Origin of the sequence: Saccharophagus sp. K07 (assembly GCF_014336955.1) — a bacterium.
In the GTDB taxonomy this organism is placed as follows: domain Bacteria; phylum Pseudomonadota; class Gammaproteobacteria; order Pseudomonadales; family Cellvibrionaceae; genus UBA5868.
Genome location: NZ_QRAI01000004.1, coordinates 293,837 through 314,747, shown reverse-complemented (window position 1 = coordinate 314,747; position 20,911 = coordinate 293,837). Strand labels below are relative to the sequence as shown.

The following is a 20,911-nucleotide window of genomic DNA, read 5'->3' as shown; positions in this document are numbered from 1 at the left end:
AATAACATATCGACCGGAACCTGATCAAAAAATAACACAACACCTGTTTAATTTTAATTAGTGAACTTGTTTATATTTTTCTGAATTTCTCATTGGATTAATTCTCCCAACTGTTAGCATCACTCCGCGCAATTTTTGCAATCAAAGCACTCTCAAGATTCTACATATTGGATGAAGCCGAATTTTCAGCGCCACCTGGTGCTGCTATGGCTTTATTCTGTCTCACCAATAGGAAATCCTCATGCAAATATCCTTGTCAAAATCCATTGCTTCCGGCGCTATTTTTCTTGCAACTGTATTAACCGTTCAAGCCCAGGATTTAACGGAAAACTCTACCGGAACTCATAACGGCTTTTATTACTCATTTTGGAAAGATACCGGCAATGTCACGTTTGGCTTGCGCGAAGGCGGACGTTATACCTCGCAATGGAGCAATATCAATAACTGGGTTGGCGGTAAGGGCTGGAATCCCGGCGGGCGCAAAATAGTGAATTATTCCGGCAGTTATAATGTCGATAATTCGCAAAATTCCTATCTCGCTTTATATGGCTGGACAAGAAATCCACTTATTGAATATTACGTAATCGAAAGCTACGGCTCCTATAATCCCTCTTCCTGCACCACAGGGCGGCAAACATTCGGCACATTCCAGAGCGACGGCGCTACCTACAGCCTTGTTCGCTGTCAGCGCATTCAGCAACCATCCATCGAAGGCACACAGACCTTTTATCAATATTTCAGCGTGCGCGAACCGAAAAAAGGTTTTGGCAGCATCAGCGGCACCATTACCACGGGCAATCATTTTGACGCATGGCAGCGCGCCGGCCTGAATTTAGGCACCCACGATTATATGGTGATGGCGACGGAAGGTTATCAAAGCAGCGGAAGCTCGGATATTACCGTTAGCGAAGGTTCTGCTGGAGGTAACAATAATGGCGGAAATAACAACAACGGAGGCAATAACAATGGAGGTAATAACGGCAGTAACAATAACGGCGGCAATAATAGCGGCGGAAATAACGGCAGCAATAATAATGGAGGAGGTAATGGCAACAACGGAGGCAATAGCAATAGCGGAACACCCTCTAGCACTCCCATTACAGTGCGCGCACGCGGTGTAGCTGGGGGCGAGCATATTAATCTGCGTATTGGCGACACTGTCGTACAAGACTGGACATTGACCAGTGATTTCGCCAATTACACCTATAGCGGTAGTGCGGTTGGCGATATACAAGTGGAGTTCGATAACGACGGCGACGATCGCGACGTTATTTTGGATTACGTTTTTGTCAACGGCGAAACCCGTCAAGCGGAAGAAATGGAATACAACACTTCAACCTACGATGGTGAGTGCGGCGGTGGTTCTTATTCCGACACTATGCATTGTAATGGTGTCATTGGCTTTGGCGGCACAGGCGATTGTTTTAGTGGCAATTGCAATAGCGGCAATGCGCCCAGTGAAAATCCAGGCAACAACCCCAGCAACGGCAATAACGGCAATAACGGCAATAACGGCAATAACGGCAATAACGGCAATAACGGCAATAACGGCAACGATAATAACGGTAATGTTGGCAATGGAAACAATAATCCGCCAGTCAATAACAACAATGGTGGCGGTAATTGCGAGTGCAACTGGTATGGCAGCCGTTATGCGCTTTGCGAAAGTACGAATGGAGGCTGGGGCTGGGAAAATAATCGCAGCTGTATAGGGCGTGATACCTGCGGCGACCAGTATGGGGATGGCGGAGTGGTGTGTAATTAGGATTAATAAGAGGGCCTAACGGCCCTCTTATTCAAAGTTATTTTGCCTTGGGATTCATCTCCCGCTCCAAGCCCGCAGGCCCGCTCGGTTTTTGCGGTTTCCATACCCATATCAAACCGCGCACATAGCCGTCGCCTTTTACACTGACGTGATCCAGATCTTTCATCACGTAATTCTGCAATTCCAATCCTTTATATTTGCGTTTGCTCAAATGTTTCTGGAATTTTTCTATCGGCTTACGGAAAGGTGCATATTCTTTGGTGCCATGGGAAATAAACATACGGGCCTTTAAGCTTTTGTTTTGCTTTCTGTAGGCTTCATCAATTTTGAATAGAACTTCGTTATCCCAACCCGCTGCCGGGCTGATGGCGATATAACCGGAGAAAAATTCCGGACTGCGATAGGCAGCCGTCAAGGTAAATAATCCGCCCAGAGACACGCCGCCTAAAATCCGCCCGGTTTTTTCGCCGCGATATTGCGCTTCGATCAGGGGAGCAACTTCAGTTTGAATAAAAGCGAGGAATTTATCTGCTCCACCTGAAGGAACACCTTCCTGCGGGGTTACGGTGTAATCAATTCTTCGCTCCTCGCCGTAATTTTTGCCTTGCGGGTAGGACAAGCCCACCATCAGAAATTCCGGCACTTCGTTGTCGTAAATCAGGTTGCCATAAGTGGACACCAACAAAGGCGTGTCCCAATAAGCATCGAGATAATAAAACACCGGATAGGTTTTATTCGGGTCACTGCCGTAACTGGCCGGGAAAACGATAATGATCTCGTGATCCCGGCCAGTATGTTTGGATTTAATTGGAATAATTTTGGTGTTGTCGAGAACAAAGTGTCTCAATGAATCCGCTGCATAAGCGGAAAAACTGACTGCACCTACAACCAGCAAAAGGAAAAGGGAAATAATTCTTATCATGGGCTATCCACTCATCTTGGAAAAAGACGAGGAAAGCATAGATGGCTGCAAGGGATCTCTCAAAGACAAAAGGATTGGGAAGGCATATAAGAGCGGCCTCCGGTCGAGGCCGCCATGGAAATTAGATTGCTTTTTCTTTGGGGCGCGGAGTCGGCGCTTTTTTGGCAGTCGGAACCGTTTTGGCGGACAACTGGGCTATGGCTGTAACAGGAACCTTAGGAGCAGTAGGCTTGGGTTCACTATTGGCAGCAACCACATGAATCTTGGGCTGCACCTGATTTTCCTGTTGTTGACGCGCCTCATGGAATGGCGTGTAGCTGACAAACTTGCTGTTCAGCATGCGCTTCAGAGTTTCGTCTTTATCGATCAGATGGTGTTTCAGCACAGCGCCAACATGCAACAGCAAAGCGCCGCTGACCAGATAAGCCAAAGACTCGTGCACCAGAGAGGCAAGACCGCTGATCAAAGCGTTTTCCGCTTGTGGAGCAATGGTAAACAGACCGAAGACGTTGATACCGCGCTCGCTGTACAGGCTCAGCAAAATGCCGGACACAGGCATGGCGATAATGGCGAACAGCAGCATCCAGTGCACCAATTTGGCCGACATTTTTTGCCAGGACGGCATAGGCGCTACATCTTTCGGGAAACCGTTGTAAAAGCGCCAGCTGACACGCCACAAAGCCAGAATCAGCAACAACACGCCGCCGGCTTTATGCGCTTCCATCCAGGGGCCGCGCATGGCTCGACCGTCGCCGATGTAATCGAGGAAAAACCCCAGGCCCAATACGCTCAGAAAAATAATGGCGTTGACCCAGTGATTGATGATGGAAATGCGACCGAAGCGAATACCTTCTTTTTCTTTCATGACTTCTTTACCCACCGTTTAGCTGACTGTAATGCTGCCGCTCCACGGCTTTATTCTCTGCAAACCACGCAAAATTTACCTTCTACGCGAATATACCGACGCAAAGAAGGGCATGCGTCACAAAATCAAGAGCACCGTTCTCCTGATCGACAGGCCGCGCATTATCCCGCACGTCACCACCGGTATAGCGCATTTGGGGACCCCATTGCTCAATCAAATGCTTAAAACAAGAAGAACCGCACAAAATATGAACATGTGTGATTGAATTCCGGCAGCCAAAGTCACAAAGATGTTTTAGGCGCCATCTGTCGCGCGCCTGCGAGAAGCTCACACACTCGGTGCGCCCCCTCCAAAATTCGCGGGGTATGCCGTTGAATTAGATCCGGCGGGACGGAATAAATATGATGATTTTTCACGGCGGCAAGATGGGGATATTTGTTCCAGTCGTCCAGCCACGCCGGTCTTTCTTCAGCAATTCCGCTGGCGAGAATGACGTCCGGATTGCGCGCAATCACAGACTCGATACTGATTTTCGGCGCTATGGTAGCGGCATCGGCAAACGCGTTGACACCTCCGCACAGGCGAATCAAATCGCTGATCACATGGTCGCCATTGACCGTTTGCAGCGGCTGATGCCAAACCTGATACAGCACACTCAAGGTCGTCTGCCCGCCGTAGGTAGTGCGCAACTGTTGCTGGCGGCGCTCGAACTCGGCAGCGACGGATTCGGCGTGCTCGTGGCGACCGGTGAGAACGCCGAAGTCGCGAATGGAGCGTGGAATATCGTCGAGAGTTTTGGGATCGTCGGCGTAGACGGTCAACCCTAATTCGAGAAACTTCGCCAGGGAGCGCGCACCCAAACCGGAATGCCACAACACTATTAAATCCGGTTTGGCGGCGACTATGGCTTCCAGGCTATAAGCACTGATAGCACCGACGCGCGGAATTTTTTTGGCCTCGGGCGGATAATCGCAATACTCCACCGCGCCGACCAGGGTCTCCCCTGCGCCTGCGGAATATAGGTTTTCGACAATATGAGGCGCGAGGGCTATGACACGTTGGGCGGGTTTTGCCAAAGTCACTTGGCGGCCGAGGTAATCCGTAACGGAAACTTCCGCGTGACTTATTACGGCAAGCGCCAGCAAAAGTGCAGCTGCAATGGTCCTGACAATGACCATCACCACGTTAAAACCACCAGGAACAAAATTACTACTTCCGCTACTTCGATCAACGCGCCCAGGCTGCTATTGGTATAGCCCCCGACGGCACGCGACCAGCGGTGCTGCCAGTGCACCACCCAAAGGGCCAAGCTGACCACCAACGCGGTGCCGGCGAGGCGGCCCATCACCCACACGGAGGCTACCAGCGCGATTAATGCCAGACCTATCACTATGGGCTGATAGGGGCGTAAGTCGAGATCATTGGAATCAGTATCGATAGAGGCGCGCGGCGTGATCATGATGTAAATCAACACCAGCAGACGCGCGCCAATCGGCGCCGCCAGCAGCGCCCAGTAGGATGCACCAATTTCCAGAATCGTACGCAAAAGCGCCAGCTTGAGCAGCAGGACCATCACCAATGCTGTGACACCCCAGGCACTGAGGCGCGGGTCGCGCAAAATATCGGCGATGGAGGACGAGTCACCAGTGCTTAAGGCATCTGCCGATTTGGCCAGATCGGCCAAGTGCATGGCGCCGGTCAACCAGACCCAGAGGCCAACCAACATGGTCGCCTGCACAGTGACGCCGATTTTGTCAGGCATCACCACATACAGCACCACCAGCAAGCCACCGATCACGGCGCCGATCAAGGGATAAAACAGGGCTGCGCGGCTTTGCACCTCCGGCGCGGGCGGCTGCGATGACCAACGCCCAAGCCGGGTCAGCAGGGAAAATGCCGTCATCAACGCCTGCCAGTTAAAGACGATCGTCCTTCTGGCCCATCCAGGGGTGCCTGTGTAATGCGATTTGGTCTCTGGAATCATGATGTAACCGCCACCGACGAAAGGGGTGCATAGGGTACGTCAAACATTCATACACGGGCAGAGGCCAGCGAAGGGGACGACCGGAAAAGGCGCGGACTGTCGCGCAAAGTCACAAAATCACCACCGACCGCCCATCGAGAGGATGCCTCACCACTGCCGCATAAGCGCCGTAAAGCTGGTGTAAAAGCTCTGAGGTGAGCACGGCTGCACAAGGACCATTGGCCACCAACTTACCTTGATGCAATGCCAGCAAGCGATCGGCAAAGCCGAGGGCCAGATTTAAATCGTGCAGCACCATCAACACAGCTATTCCGGATGCGGCCATTTGCCGAATGCGCTGCATCAGTTGTTGCTGGTGGCCTAGGTCGAGGGACGCCGTTGGCTCGTCGAGAATCAGCAGGCGCTCTTGCGCGTCCTCCGCCCGCCAGATCTGCGCCATCACGCGGGCCAGTTGTGTGCGCTGTTTTTCCCCACCGGAGAGCTGCGGATAGAGACGGTCGCGCAGATGGGCAATATCCAGCGCCGCCAGGGCTTCAGCAACAATTTGCTCGTCCACCGCACTGCCGGTGCTGTGAGGATTGCGCCCCAGGGCCACCACCTCGGCCACGGTAAAGGGGAAGTTGAGGATGCTGGTCTGCGGCAATACCGCCAGCTGGCGCGCCTTGTCCAACAGCGGCCATTGTTGATGAGTTCGGCCACAGACCATCAGGTCACCACTGCTCGCCGGTATATCGCCCGCCACGGCGCGCAGGAGCGTTGTCTTGCCCGCGCCATTAGGACCTATCACCGCTGCCACCTCCCCGGCCGCCAGTGAAAAGCTCACCTGGTGCAGCAGCTTTGCGCCTGCCACCGCTACATCGAGATTGCGTACCTCAAGAATCGCCATCACTCAGGCTCCTATGCCGGCATAACCGCGCTGGCGCAGCAGGGAGATAAACACGGGCGCGCCGATAAAAGCGGTCACCAGTCCCACTGGCAATTCCGTCGGGGCCATCACCGTGCGCGCAAAGGCATCGGCCACCACCAGCAGGATTGCGCCCGTGACCGCGCTGAGCGGCAGCACATAGCGGTGATCCGGCCCGGTCAGCATGCGCACCATATGCGGCACCACCAGTCCGATAAACGAAATAGTGCCCGCAACGGCGACACATACGCCCATGCCCAAGGCGACACAAATAATGACCGTGCGCTGTAATTTCTGTACGTCGATCCCCAAATAACGCGCTTCGGATTCACCGAGCAGCAACGCATTGAGTGCGCGCCGCTGGCGCAGCAAAATCGACAAAATAATGGCCGTAATTACCGCCATTAAAGCAATGCGCGTTGCCTCTGCGCCTTCCAGTCCGCCCATGCGCCATAAACTGATTCGCCGCAGCATGTCGTTGTCGGCGATAAATTCCAGCAAACCGGTCAATGCACCGGCGAGAAAAGTAAAGGCGATTCCCGCCAACAACATAGTGGTGACGGATGTGCCGGTAACGCCGCTCGCCAAACGATAAACAAACCACACCACCAGCAAACCGCTGGCAAATGCGCCGAGCGATACCAGCGAAAGTCCCCATAAATTCCACTGCACGTGGTTGAGAAATACGATAACGCCGCCCGCCCCCGCCGCCGCGCCCGCGCTGACGCCAATCAACGACGGATCCGCCAGGGAATTGCGAAACAACCCTTGGGTGGCGGTGCCGCAAATCGCCAAAAGCGCACCGACCAGCGCCGCCAATAATGTGCGCGGCAGGCGCAGGTGGTTGAGGATCAATTGTGTTTGCGCATCAGCGGAACCGGAAACCCACGCCCATAAATCCTGCGCGCGGAATGTCACCGCGCCAAAACCGAGAGAAATACCCATCACCGCCAATAAAAAAATCAGCGACGCGCCCAGCACATAAGGCCACGATCGGGATAAATCATGAAAAGGTCGGCGCATCAATAATCCACTCCTTTGCGCGCTTTAATGCCGGAATTAAAGGCGTGTTTGATGTCTTTGACTTCCGACACTGTATCCATAATATCGCGCAGAGCAGCGCCGCCACCCCGGCCAGTGACCACCACACTTTGCTCATAAGGACGCTGCGTGATGGCCCGAATCACTCTGGCTTCATCAAGATACTCATAGGCGAGCATATAAGTGAGTTCGTCGAGCACCACCAGATTGAACGACGGATCGCGCAGCAGATATTCCGCATAAGCCCAGGTTTTTTCCGCTGCGGCTATATCCGCCGTGCGATCCTGCGTGTCCCAGGTAAAACCCGTTCCCATTTGATAAAACGCCACCTGGGGCAGATGGTCGCGGATAAAAATTTCCTCGCCCGACAATTGCTGCCCCTTGATAAATTGCACCACACCGACTTTTTGCCCATAACCGAGCGCGCGCAAAACCATGCCGAACGCCGAGCTGGATTTGCCCTTGCCATTGCCTGTGAGCAACACCGCAACGCCGCGCTCGTCACTCGCTTGCGCAATGCGCGCATCCACCTTGGCTTTTTGTTTTTCCATGGCGGTTTTATGTTTTTGGTTTTTGTCGGTCATAAAATTTCCAGATTAAAAGGAAAAACGGGTGCCCACATAGCCTGCGCGGCGCGAGGTGTTATAGCCCAGCACTTCTTGATATTGCTCATCCAAAGCATTTTCCACACGGGCAAAAATTTCCCAATTTTCCCGCAGTTGATAAGTCGCGCTTAAATCCAGGACTTGAAAACGCTCCAGCGGCGTTCCGCTGGTGTCTTCCACGGCGTCGCTTTCCCAGCGGTTGCTGACAAGCAATACCAAATCGCTTACAGGATACAAATAGAGCGCGATATTGCCCATTTTCCCCGGACGACGCACACGCGGCAGATCGTCGGCGGTTTGCGTTAAATTGCGGGTAAATACCGCGTCGAGTTGTGCCCAATTAGCAAACGGCACCGACAGTTGCACCTCAGCACCTTTGGAATGACTGCGGCCCTGCGCTTGTAAATAACCGGTCCAATTTTTCATATCGTAGATAATTTCATCTTCGATACTCTGTTCAAACCAGGTCAACTGTACGCTTAAACCGTTGTTGCGGTAGTACTCTATACCCAGGTCGTAGCCGCTGCTGGATTCCTCTTGCAACTCCTCCATGTCCACGGGAGCGTCGCGGTTGAGCGTCACTTCATAAAGACTCGGCGCGCGGAAACCATTGCCGGCACTGGCGCGCAATTTCAACGAACCTTCGCTATCGGTCGGCAGAATATAAGCTGAAGTCACACGCGCGCTGAGATGCTCACCAAAATCCTCGTTTTCGTCATAGCGCAAACCGCCGGTGAAGAAAATGCGTTCAGCAAAACCGAATTGAAATTCACCGAATAAGCCGAGTTGATAGCGACTCAAGTCATCACCATCCACCACATCAATCCGCTCCATTTCGGTATCACCACCGAATACGACCGATATGGCATCACTCGCTTTGACCTGTCCTACATATTCCACTTTTTTCAACGCACCTTTAGTGCCGTAGGACAAAATATCGCGGCTGAAATTATCGCGCGCGACCGACGTGTGGGCGAAAGCCAGATGATGGGCAATATTGCCTACCGTGTGATCCAGGGACAATTTCGCCGTGGTTTGCTGCAGCTCGCTGGTGCAGTCGTGAATTCGTTGGAATTGTGCGTCGTAACAGATATCGTGTTGGTTTTCTGCATCTATATCGCGCACCACCAATTGCACACGCATATCCTGCACGGGAGTCCAACCGAATTTTCCGTGCAAGGTAGTATTGGAATAACCGTCTTTATCGAAAGTGGTGTCTTCTACGGCGGAGTTAAAACCGTCGGTATTCCAATCGGATGCCGATAAAAACGCATCAAATTTTGCATTGCCGCCAGCGATAAACGCATTGGTTTTTTGCGATCCGTAGCGGCCGCCTTCAACGCTGATCTGCCCTTGCAAACCTTCCTGCGCTCGGCGCGTCACGACCTGGATCACACCGCCCGCATCCGCGCCGTAAATAAAGCCTTGCGGTCCGCGCAGAACTTCGATGCGTTCAATTTCGCTGCCGGCGGTGAGATTTTCCACCAAAGGCCCCACTTGCGGCGCGGTTGGGTCTGATACTTCCACGCCGTCAATTAATACCAGCGTGCGGAAACCTTCTTCGCCGCGAATCCGCAGCGCCGTTTGTTTTCCTGCGCCGCCGGAATTGCTGACGGAAATTCCCGCTTGCGAACGCAATAATTGCGCGACTGTCGGATAACCGCGCAATTCAATTTCCTGCAGATCAACGACGGCAACACTCGCACCGACTTCGCGCAACGGTGTTTCCACGCGCGAAGCGATCACCACAACTTCTTCCAATTTCGGTTGCGCGGCCAAATGTGGCGCAGCGGCCAAAAATAATGCACCTCCGAAAAAAGGCGGCAGAGAAAGGTATTTCATTGCATATCCTCAAAAGCTGTTACTGATAAGCCATTGAGGGAGGCATCTCGGGGATGAAAGGACAGGTACGCAGACGTCAGACAATCAGCCCGGAATGGTAGCCCTCCGCTCCATTGACGAACGTGCAGCAGGCTGGTGTCGGGCTTGTAGGGCCTCTTGAGGCTGACTATTTACCGTTGCGGGGGCAGCGTTGGTTTTGCACCAAACTTCCCATTTCACCCTGAACAGCAAAAGCCGCTCAGGGACCTGAAGCGGGGCGGATATTGGGCGAGCAGGCGGCGGATGTCAAATCCTGACGTATCAAAAGGCTTCCAAAACGTCATCCCGCCACTGCTGGGGATGCTGAGCCCATTTGGCTTCCAACCGAGAATAACCAGTGCGGGATTTAAAATCGAATACCGCCAAGGGTTGATGATTGATCAGCAATAACACCCGGCAACCCTGCTTGGCCCAGGCAATTTGCACAAGTGCTTTACCGTCTTCCAAAGGAATATGCTCATCAGCCAGGGAATAGAATATGGAGTCCAACTCCTGATAATTGCCGCCGGTATTTTCCATTACCGTAAGGCTCGATCGCGTTCCGCTATCCAGAAACATGGCTTTCACGTTGCTTCTGTCAACGTTTAAACGAACTTTGGCGCCCGGGCGATAATGTGCCTCGGCAGTGATTTCGATTTTATTTGGCATTGAGGTTCACCGGCGGTTGAAGGGCGCTTGCTAATACACAGTGAAACGCTTCTGAGCATAAGCGGAATAGGATTGCGCAGAATAACACGAGGCTGTACAACCAGTGTCCGCATGTTATGGACACAAGAATTTTAGTATTGGTTTCAAGGATTAGCAGACTTCGATTGGCAAAAATTATTCAGCGAAACGCGACGAATCAACATAACGAGAGCCTGCACAAGCAGTGCAGCGCCAATAGCGATGGATAATGAGACCGTAAAACTTGCATTGCTGAAAGCAAGCACATAAAAAAAGGCCAGCATACTAAGCAAGCCAAACATCATGGATTTTAACGACTGCGCTGCATGCGCAGCTGAGTGGTTGCGGTGTGAAAAAACGGCGATTGCCGAGCCGGCAATGGGAAATACCGTCAAAATTCCGCTGTAGACAGGTCCGAGAATTTCGGCAAATTTCGTTATGCCAAGCACCAATAAAAACGCAAAAGCCATCCGAAAAATAATTTCTGCGGTATCTGCCGGGGCCGATAAGGATTGTTTACTCAAAACAGGAAATAGCATCAATTGGATTAATACTACTGCTAATGTCAGCCAGGTTATTTGATGCAGATTGAGATCAAGGGATATTTCCAAAAAGCGGGTAAAAAAAGCAATCAACAGAAATATCACGCAGCATAACCCATAGGCCAGCATCCAGCCGCATCGCCGGCAAATCCAGGAATAGGCAAAACAAAATGATGAGAGCGCGGCCAAACCGCCGATAGTGGCTGCCGCCGTGCTGCGCGCAAATTCCACACCCTGCTCTTGATAGATAAACCATAAAATCGGCCCGCCGATCACCGGCAATCCCGACAATAAACCCGCAACCTGCGCTCCCCAAAAACGGCCACTGATGGCAATCAAACCGACCACAATCGACACAAGGGAAATTTTCAGCAACAACAATCAGATCACCGCTACAGCGAATTTAAGAGGTATTTTCAGACCGTTTCTAAAGATAAAACACGGCCAACCAAACCGTCGGCCTATCCGGATCCGTCCAGATCACCTTGTGTTTGGTGTGCGCGGGAATATTGAGGTAATCGCCAGGACCTAAATCGCAGATTTTCCCACCTTCAAATTCGAGGGATGCTTTACCTTCCAATACCAGCACCCACTCGTGTTCCTCCTGGTCGTACCACCCACATTCCGGCGACGTGTGGCCTTTGGAAATAATGCGTTCGATTCTGACACTGTCAGAGCGGATAATATCTTCAAATACTTCCGCTTCGAGATTTTGCGGCAATGACTGCAGAATATTGATTGGCTTCATAACCTTATTGCCGCAACGCACCGATCGCTAAAAGAATCCAGCCTATCAAGAAACAAACTCCACCAATGGGTGTAACAGGCCCCAACCAACGCGGTCCACCCAGCGTCAGCCAGTACAAACTACCGGAAAAAAACACAATGCCAACCAGCATCAAATAACCAGACGCATTCAACCAAGAATTAGCCACCGCCCGCTGCAAAAATAACGCGATCAAACCTAAGGCGAGCGCATGATAAAACTGATACTGCACCGCCGTTTGCCAGACACTCAAATAATGCTCCGACAACCTAGCCTTCAACCCGTGAGCTCCAAACGCCCCCAGCGCCACCGCCAAAAAACCATTCAGCGACGCTGCCAAAAGAAAATAATTTGCTTTCATAGATTTTTGCTCATTAACCTATTGTTATTCACCGCGTGGAATAATAAGAAGTGCGATTTATCTAACCTTTCTGCGCACAAGCTAAAAGACTGCGATGCATCCCTGGATAAACCTGGAAGTTGTACATATCAAAAATTGCCACATGCTCATCCCCAGCAAAGAATGATTCGAATCCATTACCCCTGTGGGCATCCAGATCGATCATAGCCACCAAGTCACTGGAAGTAAGCGACAAATCATGACGAAGTTTTTTTATAGCGAGCGCGGCATCGGCAAAAAAGCAAAACCCCTCTCCATGATCCGCAAATGCATGGTGAAATCCGCCACCCAAATTCATCACTAAGGCTTGGTTTTTTACCGCATATTCCGCTGCAAGCAATGTCCCTTGCGTAGCAAGCCGAATGGGATCTAGAAGATTGCTGATGAGTATTTTGCTAGGTAGCAGCCTAGCCACTTTCACCTCAATCACATTCGCAATTGCGGACGAAGTCTTCAATGTTTCCAAATAACCAGCCGTGTGGGCCAACCTCAAGGTCTCATCCGTCACAGGCGCTTCTGGTGTCAACACATAATCATTCAAATTGGGAATTGCAGCTTGCAGACTAGCCCACGCCCGACTGAATTTTTTTGCATCAAAGGGATGCAATTTATCCAACCCCCAAAGCCTAAAATCATAGAGGTTGGAATACACCAGTTTACTTTTCATGAAAACCCCTTGGACGATTTGATCTGTAGCACATATAAATGCACATCATTTGGGGGCCACATATTTATGGAATGCCCGAGGAACCGCAATTTATAGAAAAATCTGCGCATCGGATCATCTACATAACTATTTATTTTTATACAAGGCGTCTTCCCATACGGAATACCAGATCCAACCTCCAAAAAGGAAGCAACTACTGTGGAGCAATTATGACTTTTCATGTTGTAGCGTTTAGGATTTTTCTTAAAATCTTCCCACTGCGCTCGCATCTGCTGAACATATAGTCCTTGGAGGGTCAATATATAATCCGCCTCTTTGCGCTCCAGTCGACGATCTACCTTGTAGCTGGATGAAAAAGTGACACTATGACTAACCCCATACTTAAAATCTTTCAGGTTTCCTTTGCCAGGAGGATTTACAACCTGATTTTTTAATTCAGAGTCTTCGCCAATCGGCCAATAGCTGATATATGCACCATCTAATTCCAATGAAACATGACCGGGGTTGGTGTCTGATGTAGCCCATATGTACACTTTCGCCAAATCTGAGTTCATAGATTATTTCCTGCCATTAATATCCCAAATCCAATTGTTCCTCATTGATAACCCCCATGGTGACACATTTCCTTATTTCCATTCTCCTAGTCCCCTCAAAGAGCGAGATTAGCTGTTTATTTGCAGCACACACAAGCATCATCAGCTCTCAACCGAAAACGAGCAGCCAGGCCAGCATCTGGATATCACCTCGAATAAACCCAAACTTATCGCTCTAATCAATAACAACACTTATCCTTTTACGAAATATCCCCGCGCCATGCGAGTTTTTTTGGGATGAATTGCCAATTGGATCAATGCCTCGTCTGTACCGACGGGTTAGATTGGCGGGATTCCAATAACGCAGAAAAGGGACGCTATGCTCAAGCATCTATCTCTCCTATTGGCTTTAACCACAGCCGCTTTCCCCGCCTGGTCAGCTGGAGGGCGTGAGGATTACGACATCGACGATAACGGTCTGATCGAAATCAATGACCTGGCCGACCTCAACGAGCTGCGCAACGACTCTACGGGCAAGACGCTCTACGGCAGCAATGCGGGCTGTCCGGCTGACGGTTGCCGCGGCGTCGAGCTGACGGCGGATCTGGATTTTGATACCAACCAGGATGGGGTCATAGACGCAGCCGATACCTACTGGAATAACGGCTTAGGCTGGGAGCCGATCAACTTCCGCGGTTTTTTTGAGGGCAATGGTTATGTCATTCGCAACCTGTATGTGAATCGCCCTGACGGAGATTATGCAGGTTTATTTGGTTTCGCAAACGGAGCCACCATTCGTCGCACCGGAATTACAGGCAAGCTGTCCCTTGTGCGTGGCCCTTTGGCGGGGATGGTGGTGGCCCGTGCAGAAAATACAATATTGGAGGCAGTTTTCAGCACTGGCCAGCTTGAGGGACGTTTCTACGGAGCTGGCGGCATTGCAGGTTATTTTTTCGGTCATGACTCAAGCAATCTGTTTTCCACCGTAAGACCGCGTTTCTTAAACTGGGAGGGGCGTGAACCGGTTGGCGGGATTATCGGCGGACTGAGTTTAGGCTACATCCGGAATACGTTTGCTCCGATTCCGCTCACAAATGATGGTTCGGTCTTGATCAATAGTCATTTCGTTCCGAGTCCGGGAGGGCCTTCTACTGGCGGCAACACACTCGCAGAACTGATGTGCCCCCGTTTTGTCGGCGACCCGGCGTGCCCTGTGAATCTCTATAGAAATTGGGGAGAAGAAACAGATACCGACGGCACGCCCTTCTGGGATTTTGGCCACGGATATCAATTGCCTGGATTGGTATTAAACGGCCGTATTTTTCGCGACAGCGATGGCGATGGTCTTTTGGATGAAGACGATGACGACGCCGACGGCGATGGTGTCATCAATTCGGAAGACGCCTTTCCTTTCCATCCAATGGCGTCTCTCGATTCCGATGGCGATGGTTACCTTGACACTATAGATCCGGCCTGCGATTTACTGTGCCGCGTCGACGGTGGACTCTATCTGGATGCATTCCCCAATAATCCTGCAGCGGCAATTGATATCGATGGCGACGGCAAACCGGATCGCTGGAATCCTGATTGTGATGCGGAATGTCAGGCGGCGTCCGGACTGGTTCTGGATGATTTTGTTGATGATCAACAACCGCCACAAATTCTGCTGGCGCCTGCTCGCGTGGAAACCGCCCCCGACAAATTATTCAGCACACTGGCAGCGGCTGGCATGATCACCATTGACGATGGCGATTTGGTCGATGCCGACGGCAATGTGACTTATAAAATTTACTATGCGGGTCAAATAGTGGAGCAACCTGCCTCGCAACCCACTTCCCTGCCTCTTGGCGACTATACCGTGCGATTGGTCGCTATCGACCGCGCGGGCAATGCGAGCGAGCCAGTGACTATCGAAGTCGGCGCACGTTATGACGTTGGCTTTGGACTGACGTTTGTGCAGGCCAGAGAAGGAACCACCGCAAAAATTCCCCTTGTTTTTTCTCCTGCCAACCCGGATGTGCCGATCACTCTGATATTTCAGGTGGAACTCATTTCACCAACAGCGCTTATGGAGGACGTCGGAATCGAGCAACGAATCTTTACCCGGAGATTCAATCCTGTTTCAGCGGGCGATGTGCTTGAATTGGAAGTTCCCGTGGTAAATGACTTTTTGAGAGATGTGGACGAACCGGATGAAGAGGTGCGAATTCACCTAATCAGAGGATATACAACTGAGAACGAAGAACCCATTCTTATCGTACCAGGGCAGCAGGCTTTTACACTGCTAATCCCGGCAAATCCCTCGACTTGGAACAGCTCAAGCTCCAGTTCTTCCAGCTCCAGTTCGAATTCGAGTTCAAGTTCCAGCTCGTCGAGCTCAAGCTCCAGCGCCTCAAGTTCCGGCTCCAGTTCAGAATCTCCCGGCAGCTCCGGCGGCAGCTTGGATTGGTTATTTTTGCTATTAACCAGCGCACTGTTGGTGAACTTAAAGCGAAACACAAAATAATGTCTGCCAATAATCTGTGCGCTAGCCGCACAGATTATTTCCCTACCGGAAAAATCCCTCTGCATATCCTCCCCCATGGCATTGCGTTATGATACCGAGTCCCTGGTTGTGAATTTGCCGTTTATTCCGTGAAAAATTTCTCCATACACCGCCGTTTGTGTTACGTCCTGCAAGGCATTTTATTCCTGGAATTGCTCGCCGCACTTTGGCAACAGAATTGGCTGCCCGCGTTTACAGCCACCGGGATTATTGGCATAACCTTTATTCCGTATTTCGTGGAACGCCAGTTTCGTGTCCATATTCCGCCGCAATTGCAGTTAATGGGCATTGCGTTTGTTTTTGCTTCCTTGTTTCTCGGTGAAGTGCGCGGTTATTACACGCGCTTCTGGTGGTGGGATATTGCACTGCACACGACGTCTGGATTGCTGCTGGGAATCGCCGGCTTTTTGCTGGTGCATGTGCTCAACGAAATTGAAAAAATCGGCATGCACCTAAAACCAGGGTTTGTAGCTTTTTTTGCGTTTTTATTTGCGGTGGGTCTCGGCGCCTTGTGGGAAATTTTCGAATTCAGCATGGATACCTTCTTTGGCACCAATATGCAAAAACCTATGCTGGACGACCCATCGGGCTTGTTGGACACCATGGTCGATCTGATTGTGGATACGCTCGGCGCCTTAGTGATCAGTTTATATGGTTACTATCATCTAAAAGTCGTCGGCAGCACATCTTTTTTGGAGAAATGGATAGAGACTTTTATTAATAAAAATCCGCATCTGTTTTCCCGCCAGCGTTAGCCTCTCCCCCATCCGGCTGGGTTGGAGTCTTTATTAATTTCTCTAATTTTCCAATTTTGAGCCGCCACTTCTGCACTTGCAAATTAGTGCAGAAGTGGCGGCTCCAATCGATCTACCAATTCAATATCTGCTTAATCGAACTCACCAACTCCGTCGCCATGGATTGATGTCCGACCACCAGCGGGTGCCAGTCGCAACCTAGTTGTGATTGTGGCGGATGAGTGACTTGGACGAAGTGCACCTGATCATTGCCCATATTGCGTTGCTGTTGCATGGCGGTTTGCATGCGCGAAACCAACTGCGGCAGAGAACTGTCGGCCAGCAAAATAATCGGCAGATAGCCGTAGGCATTATTGACCTGGGTAATCAGGCCGTGAATTCCGCGAATAAATACATCAGCCGATGGCTGCGGCTCTGTGCTGTGATCATTGGTGCCCAATTTAATGACCACCAAATCCGGCTTCCATGACTGAAAATTCCAGTTCAAATCGGATCGCTCCATCACAGTTCTGCCGTAATAAAACGGCATAGGTGTTGCGCTGGTGGTATTGGAATCGCCGTAATTGCGCACAGCACCAAAACCGGAAATCGCGATGGAGTGGCTTTCTGCCGAGAGTGCGCGCGCCGCAATAGTCGCAAAGGATAAATAGCTGTTTTCGTAAGGTCGGTATACTCCGCGGCAATCCAATGCCGGCCCCTCGTTGCCATAACCCACGGTGTAGGAGTCGCCGATAAATTCGATTTTGCGACTTGGACGCGGTCCCAATTCTTTTAATTGCCCACCTTGAGGAAGACGTACACCTAAAAATCGTCCAGAACCAAAATTGGGACTTGTGCGTTTGGTTACCAATACCCGGTGTTCGCCTGCACCCAGGGTAATGGGATAAGCGGTTGTGCCATTGGTAGTGGAAATAATTTTGGATAATTGGCCATCGACAAAAACGTTGTAGTCGTTTTTGCCATCGTTGAATAACAACTCAAGTTGTGGCGCTTGCACTACAAATTCGATGCGCGTATCCGCCCAATCGTAAAGCGCGGCAGAAGAATCCACCTGCACGCGACCGGTATAGCGAATCAGTGGGTCGTTCGGCGCAATCGTCACAGAGCCATTGCCTGAACTGGAGCTCGACGAGCTTGAACTGCTACTACTGGAAGATGAACTAGAGGATGAGCTGCTGGACGATGAAGAACTACTGGACGAAGAAGCACTGCTGGATGATGAGCCGCCACCACAGCCAATCAATGCTGAAAAACTGGTCAATAAACTCGCCGCCAACACCAAGCGCGCTGCGTAAGAAACGAAATTGGGCCGCATAGGAAGTGCCTTAGTTTTTAATGGTTATGACACACTCATTGTGAGCCAAACCGGCACTCAGGACAGCGAACAAACGCACAGGTGGGATTTGAAGTCGAATTTAAGACACAAACAAAAAGCCCGCCATAGGCGGGCCAAGTACATTAAAAGCCTTCCAAAACAATTTTTCCGCGCGCCTTGCCCGATTCAATCAACGCATGGGCGCGTTTTAAGTTTTGCGCGTTAATCACACCGTAATGCTCGGTCACAGTGGTGCGCAATGTTTTGGCATCCACCATTTCCGCCACGCGGGTAAGAATATGGTGCTGTTCGAGAATATCTTCAGTGGTAAACAAAGGGCGGGTAAACATCAATTCCCAATGCAGGGAAAGACTTTTGCGTTTGAGCAATTTGATATCGAAGGATTGTGGATCGTCAATTAAGCTAAGTTTTCCCTGCGGCTTGATTACTTCAACAATACTTTCTATATGCTGATCCGTGTGCGTCAGACTGGCGACATAATCCGGCTGAATATCGAGCTTCTTAAATTGCTCAGCAAACGACGCTTTATGATCGATAACATGATGAGCGCCCATTTCTTTTACCCACTCCTGTGTTTCCGGACGTGATGCGGTGCCGATAATAGTGAGATCCGTCAGCTGCCGCGCCAATTGCGTCATAACCGAACCCACGCCACCGGCAGCGCCTATAATCAAAATCGATTGACCGCGTCTTTTCGAATCTTCACCTTTGCGCGCAATTTCCAGACGGTCGAATAACATTTCCCACGCAGTGAGACTGGTCAATGGCAATGCGGCAGCGGCGGCAAAATCCAGTGACGCCGGCATTTTTGCGGCAATTCGTTCGTCCACCAAATGTAATTCCGAATTAGTGCCCGCGCGCGCAATGGAACCGGCATACCAAACGCGATCGCCGGGTTTAAACAAGGTAACGTCCGCGCCTACAGCGCGCACAATTCCCGTAGCGTCCCAACCCAACACCTTCCATTCACCTTCCGGCGGTGCCACGCCTCGTCTGACTTTGGTATCCACCGGGTTGACCGACACAGCTTTGACTTCCACCAATATATCGTGTCCCTGGGCAACCGGCTCGGGCAATGAAATATCAACCAAAGCTTCCGGATGATCAATGGGATTGCATTTCTGATAACCGATCGCTTTCATAATGTCTCCTGTTTTTATTTTTTAATGTATCGCTATTTTTTGAGGATTCGTCTCGCTTACGTTTTTACACGCAAGCGAGATTAAATTTTGCCATTACCACGCGCTATCTATACCACATTATCCAGAATGGTTTTGAGTTGGCGTGCGGAACTGACGCCCACCTGCACATTCACGGGTTTACCGCCTTTGAACAGTATCAGGGTGGGAATACTGCGCACATTGTACTGGGCGGACAGCGCTGCGTCCTGATCGACATTGAGTTTTACGATATCCACTTTGCCCGCGTATTCGCTGGCAACCGCCTCCAGAATTGGCGTTTGGGTGCGGCAAGGTCCGCACCAGTCCGCATAAAAATCCACTAATACAGGTTTTTCATTGGTGAGCACTTGATTATCGAAATTGTTTTGTGTGACTTGATTTAACAAGGACATAAGTTTCTCCTAAAAATGCCGATTTTTTCGGCGTTATCAACATCACCTGTGTACAAAAATGCGGTGAGGTGTACAAAAATATTTCTCATTTATTCGAGATTGCGCCCGATCATGACGCCGCCCCAAATGACATTGCGGTCGCCCTGCCCGAGGCGAATTTCCGAGCTGTGGCCGCGCAGGCCGTAGCTGACGAAAATTCCGTTGGCAAAACCGTGGGTATAACCGGCCCAGACCTCGAGAATTAAATGGCGCAAATCGCCACTGCTGTATTCCACATCGGAGTCGCGCCACTGCCCTTGCAAAAATGCGTTATAGGCGCGCGCTTTAATGGCAAAACCGGCCCAGAAAAATCGCTCCGCCGTGCGGCTATTCAACTGTGCCGAGGTTTCGGCATAGCTCGCCTGCTCGGGGTGAAAGTTGTGCCACAGCGAATTTAATTTGCCCGCACGGAAATTCATTCCCCAACTGGCCTCGGTGATATAGCCGACGGAAACGCTGTGGGTATGCTTGAGCTCAAAAGTCCCGGTGGGCTCGCGTAATAATTTCTGGCGTGCGAGGCTGTAGCGCAAAGTCGGTTCGCCACCATCAGAAATCTGGTGGCGCCAGCCTTGCGGCGCTTTCCCCTCAACCATGTCGTGCAGCCCTTTTTGCAAGTCGCCGACAACATCGATCCCGAGTACTCCGACGGTCAGCTGCGAGCTAATCACCTTACCTTCCAGCGGATACACCCGTTCTGCCCGGGTGGAGGCATAGACCAGGCTGGCGTAAGGCCGGTCGTCCGGATTGGCGTCCTTGCGCTCAATATCTTCCGGAGTAAACCCGTACAAGCCGACTTCTATGCCGTGGCGCGACGGCTGATCGAGCTTAAAAAGTCCGTCGATAAAACCGATTGGTTTGGTCGCAATATGGTCATCCAGCTTGCTGCTGGTGCGAATCACACTAAATCCGTAGGTGTAATCCTGGTCACGCCCGCCGGGAACAAGAAAATCGTTATCAAAACTTGCCGCCCAACGATCTGCAGCACCCACGTCGTCCCAGACTGTATCCGAAAACACACTGAAACCTTCGCTTTCTGCTCCGGCCAACACAGGTACTGCAAGGATCCAGAATAGAAACGCCATCCGGACATTCCGTATCTGTTTCATATCCACCTCTTCAAGG

21 protein-coding genes and 1 riboswitch are annotated in these 20,911 nt (G+C 51.0%); of the genes, 3 read left to right on the top strand and 18 right to left on the bottom strand.

Translation table 11 applies throughout. From position 1 onward, the window contains the following. Positions 1 to 241 precede the first annotated feature (241 nt). Complete coding sequence (locus DWB84_RS13675) at positions 242 to 1,765, top strand: glycoside hydrolase family 11 protein (RefSeq protein ID WP_187410371.1); 1,524 nt, start codon at positions 242 to 244, stop codon at positions 1,763 to 1,765. 37 nt (positions 1,766 to 1,802) lie between these two features. On the opposite strand, the gene DWB84_RS13670 is transcribed toward DWB84_RS13675, so the two are convergent. The 14 genes from DWB84_RS13670 to DWB84_RS13605 form a co-directional block, all read right to left on the bottom strand. Next, positions 1,803 to 2,687 carry an alpha/beta hydrolase gene (locus DWB84_RS13670; protein ID WP_187410370.1) on the bottom strand — a complete coding sequence of 295 codons (885 nt, stop codon included), beginning with the start codon at positions 2,685 to 2,687 and terminating at the stop codon, positions 1,803 to 1,805. A gap of 121 nt (positions 2,688 to 2,808) precedes the next feature. Then, positions 2,809 to 3,552, bottom strand: coding sequence for a cytochrome b (locus DWB84_RS13665; protein WP_187410369.1), 744 nt, complete (start codon positions 3,550 to 3,552; stop codon positions 2,809 to 2,811). A gap of 281 nt (positions 3,553 to 3,833) precedes the next feature. Further along, the gene (locus DWB84_RS13660; RefSeq protein WP_187410540.1) at positions 3,834 to 4,730 is read right to left on the bottom strand and encodes a cobalamin-binding protein; all 897 of its coding nucleotides are present in this window, start codon (positions 4,728 to 4,730) and stop codon (positions 3,834 to 3,836) included. Next, a complete protein-coding gene (locus tag DWB84_RS13655) occupies positions 4,730 to 5,536 on the bottom strand; it encodes an adenosylcobinamide-GDP ribazoletransferase (protein WP_187410368.1) in 807 nt (268 codons plus the stop codon). The genes DWB84_RS13660 and DWB84_RS13655 overlap by 1 nt, the downstream gene beginning before the upstream one ends. Positions 5,537 to 5,645: 109 nt before the next feature. Then, positions 5,646 to 6,422, bottom strand: a complete 777-nt coding sequence (locus DWB84_RS13650; protein WP_187410367.1) for a heme ABC transporter ATP-binding protein — start codon at positions 6,420 to 6,422, stop codon at positions 5,646 to 5,648. Between the two features lie 3 nt (positions 6,423 to 6,425). Beyond that, the gene (locus DWB84_RS13645) at positions 6,426 to 7,463 is read right to left on the bottom strand and encodes an iron ABC transporter permease (protein WP_187410366.1); all 1,038 of its coding nucleotides are present in this window, start codon (positions 7,461 to 7,463) and stop codon (positions 6,426 to 6,428) included. After that, positions 7,463 to 8,065, bottom strand: coding sequence for a cob(I)yrinic acid a,c-diamide adenosyltransferase (gene cobO / locus DWB84_RS13640; RefSeq protein WP_187410365.1), 603 nt, complete (start codon positions 8,063 to 8,065; stop codon positions 7,463 to 7,465). The genes DWB84_RS13645 and cobO overlap by 1 nt, the downstream gene beginning before the upstream one ends. Positions 8,066 to 8,077: 12 nt before the next feature. Beyond that, positions 8,078 to 9,928, bottom strand: a complete 1,851-nt coding sequence (locus tag DWB84_RS13635; RefSeq protein ID WP_187410364.1) for a TonB-dependent siderophore receptor — start codon at positions 9,926 to 9,928, stop codon at positions 8,078 to 8,080. Between the two features lie 112 nt (positions 9,929 to 10,040). Then, positions 10,041 to 10,193, bottom strand: a riboswitch (cobalamin riboswitch). A 35-nt stretch (positions 10,194 to 10,228) separates the two neighbouring features. Continuing rightward, positions 10,229 to 10,615 (bottom strand): DUF2251 domain-containing protein, encoded by a 387-nt coding sequence (locus tag DWB84_RS13630; protein ID WP_187410363.1) that lies wholly within the window; start codon positions 10,613 to 10,615, stop codon positions 10,229 to 10,231. A gap of 143 nt (positions 10,616 to 10,758) precedes the next feature. Then, positions 10,759 to 11,556 (bottom strand): hypothetical protein, encoded by a 798-nt coding sequence (locus DWB84_RS13625; RefSeq protein WP_187410362.1) that lies wholly within the window; start codon positions 11,554 to 11,556, stop codon positions 10,759 to 10,761. Positions 11,557 to 11,602: 46 nt separating this feature from the next. Next, positions 11,603 to 11,923, bottom strand: a complete 321-nt coding sequence (locus DWB84_RS13620; protein WP_222868189.1) for a cupin domain-containing protein — start codon at positions 11,921 to 11,923, stop codon at positions 11,603 to 11,605. A 4-nt stretch (positions 11,924 to 11,927) separates the two neighbouring features. After that, complete coding sequence (locus DWB84_RS13615; RefSeq protein WP_187410361.1) at positions 11,928 to 12,302, bottom strand: DUF423 domain-containing protein; 375 nt, start codon at positions 12,300 to 12,302, stop codon at positions 11,928 to 11,930. Between the two features lie 61 nt (positions 12,303 to 12,363). Further along, complete coding sequence (locus DWB84_RS13610; protein ID WP_187410360.1) at positions 12,364 to 13,008, bottom strand: hypothetical protein; 645 nt, start codon at positions 13,006 to 13,008, stop codon at positions 12,364 to 12,366. Beyond that, positions 13,005 to 13,562, bottom strand: coding sequence for a hypothetical protein (locus DWB84_RS13605; protein WP_187410359.1), 558 nt, complete (start codon positions 13,560 to 13,562; stop codon positions 13,005 to 13,007). Before DWB84_RS13605 ends, DWB84_RS13610 begins: the two co-directional genes overlap by 4 nt. Before the next feature lie 358 nt (positions 13,563 to 13,920). On the opposite strand from DWB84_RS13605, the gene DWB84_RS13600 reads away from it, so the two are divergent. Together DWB84_RS13600 and DWB84_RS13595 are read left to right on the top strand one after the other, a co-directional pair. Further along, positions 13,921 to 16,047 carry a hypothetical protein gene (locus DWB84_RS13600; protein WP_187410358.1) on the top strand — a complete coding sequence of 709 codons (2,127 nt, stop codon included), beginning with the start codon at positions 13,921 to 13,923 and terminating at the stop codon, positions 16,045 to 16,047. A gap of 128 nt (positions 16,048 to 16,175) precedes the next feature. Then, positions 16,176 to 16,841, top strand: coding sequence for a hypothetical protein (locus DWB84_RS13595; RefSeq protein ID WP_187410357.1), 666 nt, complete (start codon positions 16,176 to 16,178; stop codon positions 16,839 to 16,841). Between the two features lie 112 nt (positions 16,842 to 16,953). Here DWB84_RS13595 and DWB84_RS13590 read toward each other — a convergent pair whose 3' ends face one another. The 4 genes from DWB84_RS13590 to DWB84_RS13575 all read right to left on the bottom strand — a co-directional run bounded on the left by DWB84_RS13590 (position 16,954) and on the right by DWB84_RS13575 (position 20,895). Further along, entirely contained in the window at positions 16,954 to 18,156 is a 1,203-nt protein-coding gene (locus DWB84_RS13590) for an SGNH/GDSL hydrolase family protein (RefSeq protein WP_187410356.1), read from the bottom strand. A 143-nt stretch (positions 18,157 to 18,299) separates the two neighbouring features. After that, positions 18,300 to 19,319, bottom strand: a complete 1,020-nt coding sequence (locus DWB84_RS13585) for a zinc-binding alcohol dehydrogenase family protein (RefSeq protein WP_187410355.1) — start codon at positions 19,317 to 19,319, stop codon at positions 18,300 to 18,302. Positions 19,320 to 19,426: 107 nt separating this feature from the next. Beyond that, positions 19,427 to 19,750 (bottom strand): thioredoxin, encoded by a 324-nt coding sequence (gene trxA / locus DWB84_RS13580; protein WP_187410354.1) that lies wholly within the window; start codon positions 19,748 to 19,750, stop codon positions 19,427 to 19,429. 89 nt (positions 19,751 to 19,839) lie between these two features. Next, complete coding sequence (locus DWB84_RS13575) at positions 19,840 to 20,895, bottom strand: lipid A deacylase LpxR family protein (RefSeq protein ID WP_187410353.1); 1,056 nt, start codon at positions 20,893 to 20,895, stop codon at positions 19,840 to 19,842. Positions 20,896 to 20,911 lie beyond the last annotated feature (16 nt).